Source organism: Kribbella voronezhensis, assembly GCF_004365175.1.
GTDB classification, from domain to species: Bacteria; Actinomycetota; Actinomycetes; order Propionibacteriales; family Kribbellaceae; genus Kribbella; species Kribbella voronezhensis.
Genome location: NZ_SOCE01000001.1, coordinates 744,106 through 759,416 on the forward strand (window position 1 = coordinate 744,106; position 15,311 = coordinate 759,416).

Annotated in this window: 10 protein-coding genes and 1 pseudogene; 6 read left to right on the forward strand and 5 right to left on the reverse strand. The window is 69.0% G+C overall.

Annotated elements, in window-relative coordinates; translation table 11 throughout:
- Positions 1-32: 32 nt before the first annotated feature.
- On the reverse strand, positions 33-1,139 hold the full coding sequence (gene gcvT / locus EV138_RS03285; protein ID WP_133976964.1) for a glycine cleavage system aminomethyltransferase GcvT: 1,107 nt from the start codon (positions 1,137-1,139) through the stop codon (positions 33-35).
- Positions 1,140-1,314: 175 nt separating this feature from the next.
- Between gcvT and EV138_RS03290 the strand changes: the two genes are divergently transcribed.
- Positions 1,315-2,808 carry a leucyl aminopeptidase gene (locus tag EV138_RS03290; protein ID WP_133976965.1) on the forward strand — a complete coding sequence of 498 codons (1,494 nt, stop codon included), beginning with the start codon at positions 1,315-1,317 and terminating at the stop codon, positions 2,806-2,808.
- Between the two features lie 63 nt (positions 2,809-2,871).
- Here the strand turns inward: EV138_RS03290 and EV138_RS03295 are convergent, their stop codons facing one another.
- Positions 2,872-3,186: a hypothetical protein gene (locus EV138_RS03295; RefSeq protein WP_133976966.1), complete on the reverse strand. Its 315-nt coding sequence runs from the start codon at positions 3,184-3,186 to the stop codon at positions 2,872-2,874.
- Between the two features lie 159 nt (positions 3,187-3,345).
- Between EV138_RS03295 and lpdA the strand changes: the two genes are divergently transcribed.
- The 3 genes from lpdA (at position 3,346) to EV138_RS03310 (ending at position 8,125) form a co-directional block, all read left to right on the forward strand.
- Entirely contained in the window at positions 3,346-4,734 is a 1,389-nt protein-coding gene (gene lpdA / locus EV138_RS03300; protein ID WP_133976967.1) for a dihydrolipoyl dehydrogenase, read from the forward strand.
- A gap of 108 nt (positions 4,735-4,842) precedes the next feature.
- Positions 4,843-6,852 carry a 2-oxoglutarate dehydrogenase, E2 component, dihydrolipoamide succinyltransferase gene (sucB, locus tag EV138_RS03305; protein ID WP_133976968.1) on the forward strand — a complete coding sequence of 670 codons (2,010 nt, stop codon included), beginning with the start codon at positions 4,843-4,845 and terminating at the stop codon, positions 6,850-6,852.
- Between the two features lie 385 nt (positions 6,853-7,237).
- On the forward strand, positions 7,238-8,125 hold the full coding sequence (locus tag EV138_RS03310; protein WP_133976969.1) for a TIGR01777 family oxidoreductase: 888 nt from the start codon (positions 7,238-7,240) through the stop codon (positions 8,123-8,125).
- 29 nt (positions 8,126-8,154) lie between these two features.
- Here EV138_RS03310 and EV138_RS37840 read toward each other — a convergent pair whose 3' ends face one another.
- Both EV138_RS37840 and EV138_RS38550 read right to left on the reverse strand, forming a co-directional pair.
- Positions 8,155-8,514: a hypothetical protein gene (locus EV138_RS37840; protein ID WP_238157936.1), complete on the reverse strand. Its 360-nt coding sequence runs from the start codon at positions 8,512-8,514 to the stop codon at positions 8,155-8,157.
- Positions 8,515-10,182: 1,668 nt separating this feature from the next.
- Positions 10,183-10,632 (reverse strand): annotated as a pseudogene (locus EV138_RS38550) (protein kinase domain-containing protein); the annotation flags it as partial.
- A 119-nt stretch (positions 10,633-10,751) separates the two neighbouring features.
- Here EV138_RS38550 and lipB point away from each other — a divergent pair.
- On the forward strand, positions 10,752-11,483 hold the full coding sequence (gene lipB, locus EV138_RS03320) for a lipoyl(octanoyl) transferase LipB (RefSeq protein WP_133976971.1): 732 nt from the start codon (positions 10,752-10,754) through the stop codon (positions 11,481-11,483).
- A gap of 24 nt (positions 11,484-11,507) precedes the next feature.
- Here the strand turns inward: lipB and EV138_RS03325 are convergent, their stop codons facing one another.
- Entirely contained in the window at positions 11,508-13,214 is a 1,707-nt protein-coding gene (locus tag EV138_RS03325) for a bifunctional lysylphosphatidylglycerol flippase/synthetase MprF (RefSeq protein ID WP_133976972.1), read from the reverse strand.
- Positions 13,215-13,374: 160 nt separating this feature from the next.
- On the opposite strand from EV138_RS03325, the gene EV138_RS03330 reads away from it, so the two are divergent.
- Positions 13,375-15,237, forward strand: a complete 1,863-nt coding sequence (locus EV138_RS03330) for a hypothetical protein (protein WP_166678476.1) — start codon at positions 13,375-13,377, stop codon at positions 15,235-15,237.
- Positions 15,238-15,311: the final 74 nt, after the last annotated feature.

Genomic DNA, 15,311 nt, shown 5'->3' on the forward strand with positions numbered 1-15,311 from the left:
CGAACCGTTCGTGCCCTGTTCAGGGCAGTTGGTCAGCTCTCCCGGACGTTGACCGTCACGAACGGCGGCTTGACCACCTCGAAGGCTTCCTGCCGGCCACGGATGTCCACTGCCACCTCGTCGCCCTCCTTGACGCTCGCGTCGAGGAGGGCGAGGGCGATGCCCTTCTTCAGCGTGGGCGAGAACGTGCCGGAGGTGACCTCGCCCAGCGCGGCGCCGCTGGCGTCCACGACGGTCATGTGCGGCCGCGGGATGCCCCTGCCGACGGCCCGCAGCCCACGGAGGATCTTGGCGGGCCCGGCCTCCTTCTCCGCCCGCAGTGCCTGGTCGCCCCAGAAGTGCTCCTTCTTCCAGCCGACGGCCCAGCCGGACCGCGCCTGGACGGGCGTGATGTCAGGCGAGATGTCCTGTCCGTGCAGGGGGTAGCCCATCTCGGTCCGCAGGGTGTCGCGGGCACCGAGGCCGGCCGGGACGATGCCGTACTGCTCCCCCGCCGCGAGCAACGCGTCGAACACGGCTACGGCCGCCTCGTTCGGTACGACGAGCTCGTAGCCGCGCTCGCCTGTGTAACCGGTGCGGCACACGACGACCGGCGTACCGGAGAAGTCGGCGACCACGAAGGACATGTAGTCGTGCCCGGTCGGCAGACCGATCGCAGCGACCACCGCGTCGCTGTCGTGGCCCTGGACAGCGAGGATCGCGTAGTCGTCGTGGGTGTTCGTCACCACGACGCCCTCCGGCGCCTGGGCCTGCAGCAGGCGGACGACCTCGGCGGTGTTCGCCGCGTTCGGGATCAGGAACACGTTGTCGTCAGCGTGCAGGTACGCGATCAGGTCGTCGACCACACCGCCGTTCTCGGCGCAGCACAGCGTGTACTGCGCCTGGCCGGGCGCGATCTTGCCCAGGTCGTTCGTGAGGCAGGAGTTCACGTACGCCGCGGCGCCGGGTCCCTGCACGGTCGCCTTGCCCAGGTGACTCACGTCGAAGACCCCGACGGAGGTCCGGACAGCGGTGTGCTCGGCGACGACACCGCCGTACTCCAGCGGCATCTCCCAGCCACCGAACTCGGCGAACTTGGCTCCGAGCGCGACGTGCCGCTCGTGCAACGGGGACTTCTTCAGGACACCAGACTCGGTCATGCAGCGGAACTTACCGGAAACCGATGGCGCAACAGTGTGGCCCGCATCTCCGTGCCACTTCCGTGCGGCCATCTGCGCACATCCGCCGGCTGGTGACGCGTAGCATGCACAGGCAGCACGCACGTACCGTGACGACCGGCGGCCTGCCATCCGGTCAAGGAGGACTGAGGATTTCGTGAGCACCATCACTTTGAGCAAGTCCGATGCAGCCGGCGTCAAAGCCGACGTCGTGGTCATCGGCGTGGTCAAGCTCGACGGCGGCGTGGCCCTGCCCGCCGGTACCGAGTCGCTGAACGCCGCGTACGGCGGGCAGCTGGTGGAGGTGCTGTCCGGTCTCGGCGCCACCGGCAAGACCGGGGAGGTCACCAAGGTGCCCGGCCCGAAGCCGGGCAAGTCGGCGCTGCTGATCGCGGTCGGCCTCGGTACCGCCCCGGACGGCGCACTGAAGACCGAGGACCTCCGTACGGCGGCCGGGGTCGGGGTCCGCGCCGCCAAGACCGGCCAGTCCGTCGCGTTCGCCCTGCCGACGCCGGACGCCGAGTGTGTCCGCGCGATCGCCGAGGGTGCGCTGATCGGGCGGTACTCGTTCAACGCCTACAAGTCCGAGGCGAGCGAGGATGTCCCCGGCAACCTGATCGTGCTGACCGACCTGGCCCGCAACCGGGACGCGAAGGCCGCCCTCGAGCGCGCCGAGATCGTCGCCGACGCCGTGCACCAGGTCCGCGACTGGGTGAACATGCCGCCGTCCGACCTGCACCCGGCCGAGTTCGCGGCGCACGCGGTGAAGCTGGGCAAGGAGCACGGCGTCAAGGTCGAGGTGCTCGACGAGAAGGCGCTGGCCAAGGGCGGGTACGGCGGCATCCTCGGCGTCGGCCAGGGATCGGAGAACCCGCCGCGGCTGGTCCGGCTCACCTACACACCGAAGAAGCCGGTCACCCACCTCGCCTTCGTCGGCAAGGGCATCACCTTCGACTCCGGTGGCCTGTCGCTGAAGACCGCCAGCGGCATGGTCAGCATGAAGTCCGACATGGCCGGCGCGGCAGCCGTGATCGGCGCCACTCTGGCGATCGCGCGCCTCGGCCTGCCGGTGCAGGTCACCACGTACGCCGCGATGGCCGAGAACATGCCGTCCGGCTCGGCGGCGCGGCCCTCCGACGTACTGACGATGTACGGCGGCAAGACGGTCGAGGTGCTGAACACCGACGCCGAAGGCCGGCTCGTGCTGGGCGACGCACTGGTCCGGGCGTCCGAGGACCACCCTGATCTGATCGTCGACGTGGCGACCCTGACCGGCGCCTGTGTCGTTGCCCTGGGCACCAAGGTGGCGGGCGCCTTCGCCAACACCGACACCGCCCGGGACCGGGTCGTCGACGCCGCGATCGCTGCCGGTGAAGCGATGTGGCCGCTGCCGATCCCGACCGAGATGCTCGACAAGCTGCGCTCGCACTCCAAGGTCGCCGACCTGGCGAACATCACCGGCGAGCCGTGGGGCGGCGCACTGGCGGCGGCTGCCTTCCTCGGCGACTTCGTTGCCGACGGCATCGACTGGGTGCACCTCGACGTGGCCGGTCCCGCCTTCAACGACGGCGGACCGTCCGGCTACACCCACTCCGGCGGCACCGGCTACTCGGTCCGCACCCTCGTCGAACTGGCCGCATCGGCCAGCTGATCACCCGCTCGCAGGCCGGGTCGAGCAACTGTCCGAAGTACTCGATCCGGCGGATCGGTTTCGCTAGGCGCGGCCGTTCTTCTTCTGGCGCGCGTTGTATTCGCGCATCCGCGGCGGATAGCCGACGACGGCCGCGTCGTACGACGGGATGCCCAGCTTGTTCGCGAAGTTGTGCGCCCAGGCGACCGACGGGACGCGGCGTCGGGTCCACTCACCGTCGATGGCGACCAGCAGCAGCGTGTAGTCGGTCACGGCCGTCTTCGGCTCGACGAATCCCTCGACACCTTGCCGTGTCTGGGCGAACTCCCGCAGGTGCGCCTGGTCGGGGTTGTCCGACTTGCGCATCGTTCCCGGCCGCTGCCGGCGAAACCACTTCATCCCGTAAGTGTCGCCTATCTCCGCAAGCCCACGGTGACACGCCGGTCCCGCAGTACGGGCCCGGGAGCGACAGTCCGCGCCCGCGGTGACAAGATGACGCCGGGCCGGAACCCCGCGATCCGGGGCCGCCCGCCGACTCAGACGCCCACGGAGGAACCTGTGACGAACGCGGCAGACAGCACCACGACCTACGACCTGCTGATCCTCGGCGGAGGCAGCGGCGGGTACGCCGCCGCGCTGCGGGCCGCGGTACTCGGGATGTCCGTGGCGCTGGTCGAGAAGGACAAACTCGGCGGCACCTGTCTGCACCGCGGCTGCATCCCGACCAAGGCGCTGCTGCACGCGGCCGAGGTCGCCGACTCGGCGCGCGAGGGCGAGCAGTTCGGCGTACGGACGACGCTCGAGGGCGTCGACATGGGCGGCGTCAACAAGTACAAGGACGGCGTCGTCGACCGGCTCTTCAAGGGGCTGCAGGGACAGATCAAGTCCCGCGGCATCACCGTGATCGAGGGCGAGGGGCGGCTCACCTCCCCGACGACGGTCGCGGTCAACGGGACGACGTACACCGGCAAGAACGTGATCATCGCGTCCGGCTCCTACTCGCGCTCGCTGCCCGGGCTGGAGCTCGACGGCAACCGGGTGATCGCCAGCGAGCACGCGCTGACGCTGGACCGGGTCCCCGAGTCCGCGGTGATCCTCGGCGGTGGCGTGATCGGCGTCGAGTTCGCCAGCGCGTGGACCTCCTTCGGTACCAAGGTGACCATCGTCGAGGCGCTGCCGCGACTCGTCCCGGCCGAGGACACCGACTGCAGCAAGACGCTGGAGCGGGCGTTCCGCAAGCGCAAGATCGCCTTCAAGACCGGTACGCCGTTCGAGTCGGTCGACACTCACGACAACGGCGTCCGCGTCACGGTCGCCGGTGGCGAGGTGATCGAGGCCGAGCTGCTGCTGGTCGCGGTCGGCCGCGGACCGAACACCTCCGGCCTGGGCTACGAGGAGGTCGGCATCGCCCTCGACCGCGGCTTCGTCACCGTCGACGAGCACCTGCAGACCAGCGTCCCCGGCGTGTACGCCGTCGGCGACATCGTGCCCGGTCTCCAACTCGCGCACCGCGGTTTCCAGCAGGGCATCTTCGTCGCCGAGCACCTGGCCGGCCTGAACCCGGCGCCGATCGACGAGGCCGGCATCCCGCGCGTCACGTACTCCGAACCCGAGGTCGCCTCCGTCGGCCTCACCGAGGAGCAGGCGAAGGCGAAGTACGGCGAGGTCGAGATCCTGAACTACAACCTCGGCGGCAACGGCAAGAGCCAGATCCTCAAGACGGCCGGCTTCGTCAAGCTGGTCCGCGCCAAGGACGGCGCCGTGGTCGGCCTGCACATGGTCGGCTCCCGGGTCGGCGAGCTGATCGGCGAAGCCCAGCTGATCTACAACTGGGAAGCCTTCCCGGCCGACGTCGCCCCGCTGGTCCACGCCCACCCGACCCAGAACGAGGCCCTCGGCGAAGCCCACCTCGCACTGGCCGGAAAGCCTTTGCACTTCCACGAGTAAGTTTGCAGATGCTGGTACGGGTGGGTGCGCTGTGACCCGCGTCCCGCTCGTACCGGCGGCACCGTAGGCTGACTCTCGAACCGATCAGACGAAGGAGCAACGACCGTCATGCCGACCTCTGTATCCCTGCCGGCCCTCGGGGAGAGCGTCACCGAAGGAACCGTCACCCGCTGGCTCAAGCAGGTCGGTGACACGGTTGCCGTTGACGAGCCCCTGCTGGAGGTCTCGACCGACAAGGTCGACACCGAGATCCCCTCCCCCGTCGCCGGCACCTTGCTCGAGATCAAGGCCGCCGAGGACGAAACCGTAGAGGTCGGCGCCGAACTTGCCGTCATCGGCGACGCCGGCGAATCCGCCGGCTCCGAGCAGGCGGCTCAGCCTCAAGCCGAAGCCCCCGCGGAGCAGGCACCCGCCGAGGAGCCCCCGGCGGCTGAAGAACCGGCTGCCGAGGAAGCCCCGGCCGCTCAAGCCCCTGCCGCTGAAGCTCCGGCCGCTGAAGAAGCCCCGGCGCAGGAGGCCGCTCAGGAGGCTCCGGCCGCTGAAGCAGCCCCGTCTTCGTCGGGTTCGTCTTCTGGTACGTCGGTGACGCTGCCCGCGCTGGGTGAGAGCGTGACCGAAGGCACCGTCACCCGCTGGCTCAAGCAGGTCGGCGACGACGTAGCCGTCGACGAACCGCTCCTCGAGGTCTCCACCGACAAGGTCGACACCGAGATCCCCTCGCCCGTCGCCGGCAAGCTCCTCGAGATCAAGGTCGCCGAGGACGAAACCGTCGAGGTCGGCGCCGAACTGGCCGTCGTAGGCTCCGGCGACGCCGCCCCGGCCCAGTCCGCGCCCGCCCAGTCCGCACCGACTCAGTCCGCCGACTCGGCCCCTGCCCAGTCCGCGCCGGCCGCATCGTCGACCACCGACAACGCGCCTTCGAACACCAACTCGGCAGCAGCGGCTCCAGCTCCGGCCGCCGCACCGGCCGCACAGCAGGCAGCCCCAGCCGCCGCTCCGGCCCCACAGCCTGCTCAGGCCCCGGCAGCTCAGGCCCCCGCAGCTCAGGCACCGGCAGCTCAGGCTCCCGCTGCTCAGCCGCCTGCGCAGGCTCCCGCCCCGCAGAGCGCACCTGCACCCGCGGCACAGGCCGCACCCGCCGCGACGCAGGCGCCCGCAGTACCGGCTTCTTCCAACGGCTCCTCCTCCGACGGCCCGAACTACGTCACCCCGCTGGTCCGCAAGCTCGCGGCCGAGCACGGCGTGGACCTCGGCTCTGTGGCAGGCACCGGCGTCGGCGGTCGCATCCGCAAGCAGGACGTGCTCGCGGCAGCCGAGGCCAAGAAGGCCGCAGCGGCCGCCGCTCCTGCACAGGCTCCTGCTTCGTCCGCACCGGCTGCCGCGGCCTCGGCCCCGGCCGTCAGCCCGCTGCGCGGTACGACCGAGAAGATGAGCCGTATCCGCAAGGCGATCGCCAACCACATGGTCAACTCGCTGCACGTCTCGGCGCAGCTGACCACCGTGGTCGAGGTCGACGTCACCGAGATCGCCAAGCTGCGGAACGCGAAGAAGGCGGAGTTCGAGGCCCGCGAGGGCGTCAAGCTGTCGTTCCTGCCGTTCTTCGCCCTCGCCGCCGTGGACGCACTCAAGCAGTACCCGAAGCTGAACGCGTCCATCAACGACGAAGCCGGCGAGGTGACGTACCACGCCGCCGAGCACCTGGGCATCGCCGTCGACGCCGAGAAGGGCCTGATGGTCCCGGTCGTGCACAACGCCGGTGACCTGAACATCGCGGGCCTGGCCAAGAAGATCGCCGACCTCGCCGAGCGCACCCGCAACAACAAGGTGCTGCCGGACGAGATGGCGGGCGGCACGTTCACCATCACCAACACCGGTAGCCGCGGCGCCCTGTTCGACACCCCGATCCTGAACCAGCCGCAGGTCGGCATGCTCGGAACCGGCGCCGTCGTCAAGCGTCCCGTCGTGATCACCCACCCGCAACTGGGCGAGACGATCGCGATCCGCCAGATGGTCTACCTGGCGCTCACCTACGACCACCGTCTGGTCGACGGAGCCGACGCGGCCCGCTACCTGACCGCGGTCAAGCAGCGCCTGGAAGAAGCCCAGTTCGACGTCTGAGCTTCCGCACTGACTGAACATCCCGCGGGGTCGGGCGCTACGAGCGCCCGGCCCCGCGGCCTTTCCCACGCCACCTTCACCAGACACCGCGCGCCTCCGCTCCAACTCGGCACCGCTGCTCCGGCTCAGTGGCTGGCGTACGGCGGTGGTGTGGACGACGTTCCGTCGCCCTGGTTCAGGTCGGCGGCTGTTCGGTGACGAACCGCACAACTCGCGCCACACGAAGCAGCGCGTGAGCGGCTTCGGTGTGACTGCGAACTCAGCGGCGACTTGTCTCGGCGGGTCTCGGCGTTGGTTTTGTGGGAACTGGTTCGATGGCGTTGTCGGCTGAGCTGGAGCTGCCGCCGGACCGAATTCTTTCCGCGACCGAGGGGCCGATGATCGGATGAAGTACGTACTGGCCGGTTCGTCCGGCTTCCTGGGCAAGGCACTCGCGCGCGACCTGATGTCCGACGGCCATGAGGTGGTCCGGCTCGTACGCCGCGCGCCGAGCCGACCCGACGAGGTCCGCTGGGACCCGGCTGCCGGCCAACTGGATCCCGCCGCACTCGCCGACGCCGACGTACTGGTGAACCTCGCCGGCGCCAACATCGGCCGGCCATGGACCCCGGCGTACCGCAAGACCATCCGCGAAAGCCGCGTCAGCACAACGGCAACCCTTGCCTCGGCGGCCGCCGCGCTCGACCACCGGCCGGTGTTCATCACCCAGAGCGGGATCGGCGGATACGGCAAGGACTGCGGCGATCGCATCCTCACCGAAGAATCCGAACTCGGCGAAGGATTCCTCTCCGACGTCGTCCGCCTCTGGGAAGGCGCGGCCGAACCCGCCCGCGCCGCCGGCTGCCGAGTCGCCTCCCTTCGCACCGGCGTCGTCATCGATCGCGACGCTCCCGCCTTCCAGCTCATGTCACTTCCCTTCCGTCTCGGCTTCGGCGGTCGCCTCGGCTCCGGCAAGCAGTACTTCCCCGTGGTGTCGCTCACCGACTGGCTCCGCGCCGTACGCTTCGTCGCCGAACACGACGAGATCAGCGGGCCGGTCAACGTCGACCTTCCGACCCCTGTCACTAACCAGGACTACACAACCGCCCTCGGCAAGGCCCTGCACCGCCCGACCTTGATCCCCGTACCGTCCTTCGTCCTCACCACCCTGCTCGGCGAATTCGCCTGGGAACTCATCGGCAGCAAACGTGCCCTCCCCGCCAAACTCCTCGACGCAGGCTTCACCTTCACCCACCCGACCGCCGAAGCAGCCTTGGCAGCCACCCTCACCTGACCCGAACTCTTTTAGCTCGAACGGATTGGTCAGAGGGCGTTGATCTCGGATATCCGCCACGCGCCGGTCATTCGGGCTTGGAGGACGATGCGGCGGGCAACCGGTCTACCTCTTGGAAAGGTGGTCCGACGGCCGGCCGGATCGACAGCGGCGCCGGCCACCAGGCGATCGACGACCTTGAGGACAGCGCGGTCCGCCTCCTCGCTTTCGATGACCAAGCTTCGGATTTCCATGGTGAGCCCCTCGATTCGTAGTCGCTGCGTCCGGTAGCTCGCGAGCAGGTTCTTGTCCGCCTTCCAGGGCACGCTTCCGGGGACATAGATCGCATCTAGTCCGCCGACGTCTCCCGTCTGGAAGACCGTTGATCGCTTTCTGTCGAGCGCCCTCAACACGTCCAGCCAAGGCGTCGGCCAATCCGTACCAGGCGGAGTAGACACCGCCGTAGCCGTAGGAAGACTCCCTGCGGGATTCGGCGAGCCGGCGTCGGAAATCGTCGCTCGCCCAGACGCGACTGACGCATCGGTCCCCGGAGACTCGGCATCCCCCGTGGATGCCGCAGTACTCGGACCTCCGCCCAAAACACCAACAGCAACCAGACCAAGCACCAGCACAACCATCGCCGCCGCCCCCACCGCAGCCAGTACGCCGTACGCCGGTGCTCGTCCTCGCAGCCTCTCGCTCAGCCGCAGTCGAACACCCCACCAATGCCACGGCCGCCTGCTCTTCCGCCGTCCCGCCCGACCTCGACCCCCGCTCGAACGCCGCTGCCCCCTCCAATCACGCCCTCCTCTCCGGCTACCGGCAGCCGCATCAACTCGTGGAACAACAACAGCAACTACGGATGGTCGATCTCCATCGCCAACACCGAGACCATCTGGTTTGTCTGCTTCAGCACCCGATTGAGCACCACCGAGGCCTTGAAGCCGTAGCCGTCCGCCGACACCCCCTAGCCCCGTCGATCCGGGGCTCGCGAATGTTGCCTCTTCGCGGGCGAAACCACTGAAAGCGCTAACAGATCCCTCCGCCGCTCGACTACCAAATGCACGCCTAGCAGCTGAACCAGCGCGCTGCCGCCCGCCACCGGCACCCTTAAAGAGACGATCGATCAACCGAGCGCGCGAGCTGGAAACCCTCGGCGTAACCGTCCGACCTCTCCCCTGGCGCCCTCCGCTCCGGCCCTTCCCATGACGGTCCACTGCACTCTTTCCGCCACGCCGAGCGCCGCCCACCCCCGGCCGCGCCGACACAGCCGACGATTTGTCGGGAGTTCCGCCCATTGACCCCGCAACATCGCTGGCCTCTGCATCGTCCTCGGAATCCGAGGACCCAAACGCCTCACGGCTCCGCTCTGAAGACCCTTCCTCCGGCCGCTTTCGCCGCCTTCCTTGGCGGTTCCCGTTCAGAACTCCCGCACCGCCGCCCGTTCCGTCCCCGCCTCGAATGCCCGTCCCGCCTCCGCCTCCACCACTCGTACCAGCGCTCTCATCGGAATCGCCAGACGCCGAACTCACGCCCGACGCACCAGGCCGAATTTCATCGGACGCCGGATCCTCGCCCGCCCCCACAGGTGCACCGAGAACCTCGGAACCACCCGCGAAGCTAGCGCCGTCCACGGAACGCGTGTCACCCGCCGATCTCACGTCGCCTGCCAACCCGTCCTCACCAGCCGGGCGCCCGCCGTCAGCCGCGCTTCCGGCGCCCGCCGACCTCGCGTCGTCAGTCGAGGTCATGTCGTTCGCCGAGTTCGTGTCACCTGCAGACGCGGTGCCGTCTGCTGCGGGCGAGGTGGAGCGTCCTGGTCGGCTGGTCGGCGTACGGATGTTTGGGCTTTCGAAGTCGGTGCCGGGCAACGGCAACGCTGGCGGGACTGCTGTGGCGCCCAAGAGGGCGATCGGGGTGGGTACCGCAAGGCGTAGTACCCGGTCGGCTGTCTGCTGGGCGTCGCCGGCGAAGAGCGATGCCTTGAACAGGTCCGGATCTCCACCAGCGGCTATGGCTAGCTCGGCGAGCGCCTCCAGGTCTGACTGCGGGGTCGCGACGGGGTCGGTCAAGCTGCGGAGACCGACATCGGTCAGGACCGGTCGGCCTTCGGCGTCGAGCATGACGTTGTCCAACGTGAGATTGCCGTGAGTCAGCCCGATGCGATGGATCACCGCGAGCCCCTGCGCCAGCGGGCCGATCAACGTCACCAATTCCCCCTCCGACAGCGGTTGGCGGCGCTCCAAGAGACTCGCGAGCGTGCCGGCCGCGACGTACTGGCTGAAGAGCAGCCAAACGCGGTCGGTTTGCCGTACGTCGAGCAAGCGCGCGACGTGCGGGTTGTCGATGGATCTGGTGAGGGACAGGTCCCGCCCGAACTCCTCGACAGCCGGGACCGTGGCTGCCGGGATGCGTTTGAGCACGGCGTGCCGGCCGGAGCGGAGGTCCCGCAGCAGCCAGACAGAGCCGGTCGCTCCGGACCCGAGGCCGCGGCGCAAGCTGTAGCCGGCGATGTCTTCGAGTGCCATGCCTAGGAGGATGCCCGGATTGCTCCCGCCGCCGCGGAAGTTATCCACAGCTCCTGTCGCGGACCGTGCCTGTGGATGGCGACGAACGGCGCCACGACCGGCGACATACACTCGAAGGCGTGCGCGAGATCAAGTATGTGAGGGCCGGGTTCGGCGCCGAAGCGGTCGACTACGAGCAGGCGTGGGCGGAGCAGCGCCACCTGCACGCAGCAGTTGCCGAGGGCACCGGACCGGACACCGTCATCCTCCTCGAACACCCACCCGTATACACAGCAGGCAAACGCACCGAGCCGCACGAACGCCCGCTGGACGGTACGCCGGTGGTCGACGTGGACCGAGGCGGCAAGATCACCTGGCACGGGCCGGGGCAACTCGTCGGCTACCCGATCGTCAAGCTCGCTTCGCATGTGTACGTCGTGGACTACGTTCGGCGGCTGGAGGAAGCGCTCATCGCGGTCTGCGCCGACCTCGGCGTCAAGACCGGTCGCGTCAAGGGACGCAGCGGAGTCTGGGTTCCCGCGGACGACCGCGGACGTGAGCGCAAGATCGCGGCGATCGGCATCCGCGTCGCGCAGGGCGTGACGATGCACGGCTTCGCGCTGAACTGCGACAACGACCTCGCCTGGTTCGACCGGATCGTGCCGTGTGGCATCTCGGATGCCGACGTCACGACGCTCAGCAAGGAACTGGGACGTCAGGTCACCATCGCCGAAGTCCTGGACTCGGTCGAACACCACCTGACCAACGTGCTCGCCTGGAATCCGTACGAGCGCACTCCCGACCTTGTCCACGCTGAGCCCGAGGCCCCCACCGGCATCACCTACGGCCTCACCGTCGCCCCGCTCTCCTGATCCCGCCGCTCGGGCGGCGGAACATCACGGTCGCTTCTGCAGACCGCTGTGATCAGCTGCGCCGGTGCCGACGGATTCGTTGCGACGGTCGGGGTCGAGCGGGAGGAAACCTTCGGCGGCCAGCGCGGCAAGGCCGATGGCGGGCAGGTCTCCGAGGCCACGGTAGAGCAGGTACCGGGGTGCCCAGCGAGGCAGGAACTTGGCGTTGAACCGGCGCAAGGTGTCCAATTGGATGCCGAAGGCGCCGTCGAGTCGCTGCACCAGCCAGGCGGTCATCGCCTGGCTGGGGGTCCGGTCGGTGTGCGGGTCCAGGGCGGAGCGGAACGCGGCGAAGTTGAGGGAGAGGTCAGCGATCCCGTGCGCGCGGGCCCAGCCGATCATGTCGACGATCGCCCGTTCGCCGGCTCCGTTCGGCGCCTGGGGCAACCGGCGCATGACGTCCAGCGACAGCGCCGTTCCGGCCCGGCACGGCCGATAGCGCTGGAACGCCACCGGCCGGCCCGTTCGGTCGCGGCACACCACGATGCGGCAGTCGGGATACTCGTCGGTGAGCAGATCCCCCAGCGCCATCGAGAAGCCGAACTCGCGCTGGCCGAGCCGAGCCCGTGCCGCGAGGTCCAGCAGCACCTGCCGCAGCCCCGGCTCGATGTCGCCCTCGCGGAGTATCTCAGTGGTCAGCCCGGCATTGCGCGAGCGGTTGACCGCCTGGCGGGCATTGCGCATTCGTCGCCCGGCAAGACTGAACGTCGCCACGTCAACGATCGCCTCGTCTCCGATGTAGAGCGCGTGCAACCCCAGCGACCTGTACATCGGCAGCAGCTCCTGGCGGGCGCCCATGATCCCCGGCCGCCAGCCATGCCGGTCGCACAGCCGCAGGAATGCGTCCGTCGCGGCGGCGAACGCAGCGGGGTCGCCGACCGGGTCACCGCTGGCCAGACCGATCCCGCGCACATAGCGGTAGCCGATCGCGGCCTGCCGGTCCGGATCGAAGACCAGACGCTTGTCCCGGCGCAGCGCGAACGGATCCAGCGTGTCACCGTCGGGCCGATCGACCAGCCGGCGGGCGAGGTCCCGGTCGCTGCCAGGCGGCTGGCCGCTCAGCGCGGCGACCGGGGCGAGCACCGCGAGCAGCAAGATCGCCGTGGTGAGTACGCCCAGCGCAGTCAGTGATCCCGGAAACCATTGCCCGAAGCGGCCGTCGATGGTCAGCTGCCCACTGAACCCGACCAGCCTGGCACCGGTTTCGCTGACCATGGCCGTGAAGGAGGGAGCCGGGTGGATGGAGTCGCGATGCGAGTAGAGCCCGCCCAGTCCGTACGCGAGATCCAGCGCGAGAAGGACCACCGCCAGTGGCAGGAGGTCGGTGATTCGCGCCGTGCGTAGAGGGACGACGAACAGCTGCCGCATTCGAAGTAGCGCCAGGGCCAGCAACCCGGTGACCGCAGCGCTCGACAGATCCAGCCCTCTGACCAGGTGTGCCACAGTCGCCAGCAACAACAGGGTGACCGTGGCATAGAGCGCGAACCTGCGCCGTTGTGCCACACCTCGTCCCGTCACCACCAGCGCTGCACCGGCCAAGACCGCAGTGCCGTGCGCCAACTGAGTGCCGCCTACGGTGAACAGCTGCTCGTCCAGCCACACGCCTGCCTGCCACGGCCGTCCCAGTGTCGAGGCGAGGGTGAGCAAGCCAGTAGTGGCGACCAGCAGCCCGAGCAGCCGGGCCCGCGTCACGGCAGCAACCACTTGGCGATAACCACAGTCCGACTATGACCTTTGCCCGGCTGACTTCGGAAGGGTCCTAGGACCCCGGCGCTGCGGGCAGGACGGCAGAGCTGTAAGTCGTCATGTGGTTGTTGCACGGTAGCAACAAGGTGTTGAGTGGGGACGGAGAGTGATTGGCGGCGGGCGGGGACTCGCGAAGTGTCGTCGCTGTGTGGGGGGTAAACGTCGCTACGGTGGGGATGTGTCCAAATTCTTTGGCTTCCTCTTAGGTGTCGTGGTTGCGCTCGTTGGGCCGGCCGTGTTCGGGGTATTGGCTGCGGACGGCGGAATCGAGCTGAACGCGAAGGAGATGGCGCTTGCCTATGGCATCGGAGCGCTGATCTTCTGGGCCGTCGTGTCGTACTTCTCCGGCGCTGCCGCGATCGGTGCGGCGCTGGTTTTCGGCGCGATGATCTACATGGTGCACTGGATTCCCAACCGGATGACGAACTTCCTCAACGATGTTCCCGGGGTGACCACGGGGATGATCGAGGGCATCAAGCAGTACACGCTGAACGGTGTCGTGCCGATTCTTGCGGTGATCTCCTTGGTGTACGGCATCCAGTCGATCGTTCGCTCAGTGCAGCGCCGTCGCCGGGAGCGGGCCGAGGCTGAGCGGGTGCAGCGCGAGCAGGAGTTGGCGCAGGCGCAGCAGGCTGCTGAGGCCGCGCCGTACCAGCCTGCGCCGTATCAGGTTGCCGGAGGCGACTATCCGGCCGGTGGTGAGAACCGGTTCAGTGGATACGGGAACACCAGCTACGACGACTTGTTCGACGACGAGGAAGAGCCGGAGCCGGTGCGGCCGCGTAACCAGGCGGACGAGCAGACTGCGATGTTCGCTACCGGTGGTGCGGATGAGACGTACGCCGATGGTGGCGGGCGTGAGGGTGGCGACGAGACGCGGCTGGTGCCGACGGATCGCGACGAGACCGAATTGGTGCCGACCGCATCGGCCGAGAGCCGGGCCGCGGACGAGGACGACTCCCCCATGCAAGCTGCGGATGACGACACCGTGCAGGCTGCGAAGCCTGCGGTTCAAGTGGAAACGGCCGTCCCGCCGGAGAAATCCGTTGCCCAGGGCGACGATTCCGGCGAGGACGAGACTCGACTCACCCCGGCCAGTACTACGGAATCCCCAGCCCCGGCAGCACCAAGCGCCGCTGCCCCGACTCCGGTCTCCTCTGCGACCGACGCCGGTACGACGCGCGCCGCAGACGCTGCCGCCGAAGGCGAACGGTCCACCGGCCCGACGGCATCCGCCGAAACGCCGACACCGAGTGCACCTGAAGCCGGTACTACGACTGCCGCAAGTGCCCCTGGCGCTCCGGGGGCGAGCAACGCAGGTGCGACCTCACCCGAGAGCGGTGCGCCTGCCGCCGTGCCGGCTCAGAGCGGGCCGGAAGATGTGGCCTCGACGCAAGGCCGTGCACGAGATGCAGATGCAGGACCGGCGGAAAGCGGTCCGGTCGGTCCAGGATCGCCGCAAGGCGGCGCGGATCGCGCAGGCTCGGTAGAGCGCGGCGCGGAGGGTGCCGGATCGCCACAGGGCGGCGCGGATCGCGCAGGCTCAGTGCAGGGCGGCGCGGAGGGTGCCGGATCGCCGCAGGGCGGCGCGGATCGCGCAGGCTCGGTACAGGGCAGCGCGGAGGGTGCCGGATCGCCACAGGGCGGCGCGGATCGCGCAGGCTCCGTACAGGGCAGCGCGGGGATGAGTTCGCAGAACAGCGTGCGGGGAGGGGCGTCTGTCGACAGTGGTCCGGCGAGCGTGGCTGGGGCGGTTGGGGGCGGCGCAGCGTACGGAGTGCAGGGGGCGGGGCAGCGGGTGGAGGAGGTTGGGCAGCAGTATCGGGAGCGGATGGATGGGCCGGAGGTGGATGAGACCGGGGAACATCACTTCGGGGCGTTCGAGAATCCGATGGTTTCCGATGATGCGCGGCCGATGGCGCCGCGGGTTATGGATCTGCCGGGGCAGTTCCGGCCGGCCGGCACCTGAAACCGCGCGACCCCACAGACACAGAACAGGCGCCCCGCCGGTCCGGAGAAAGGATCGGCGGGGCGTTTGTTTGC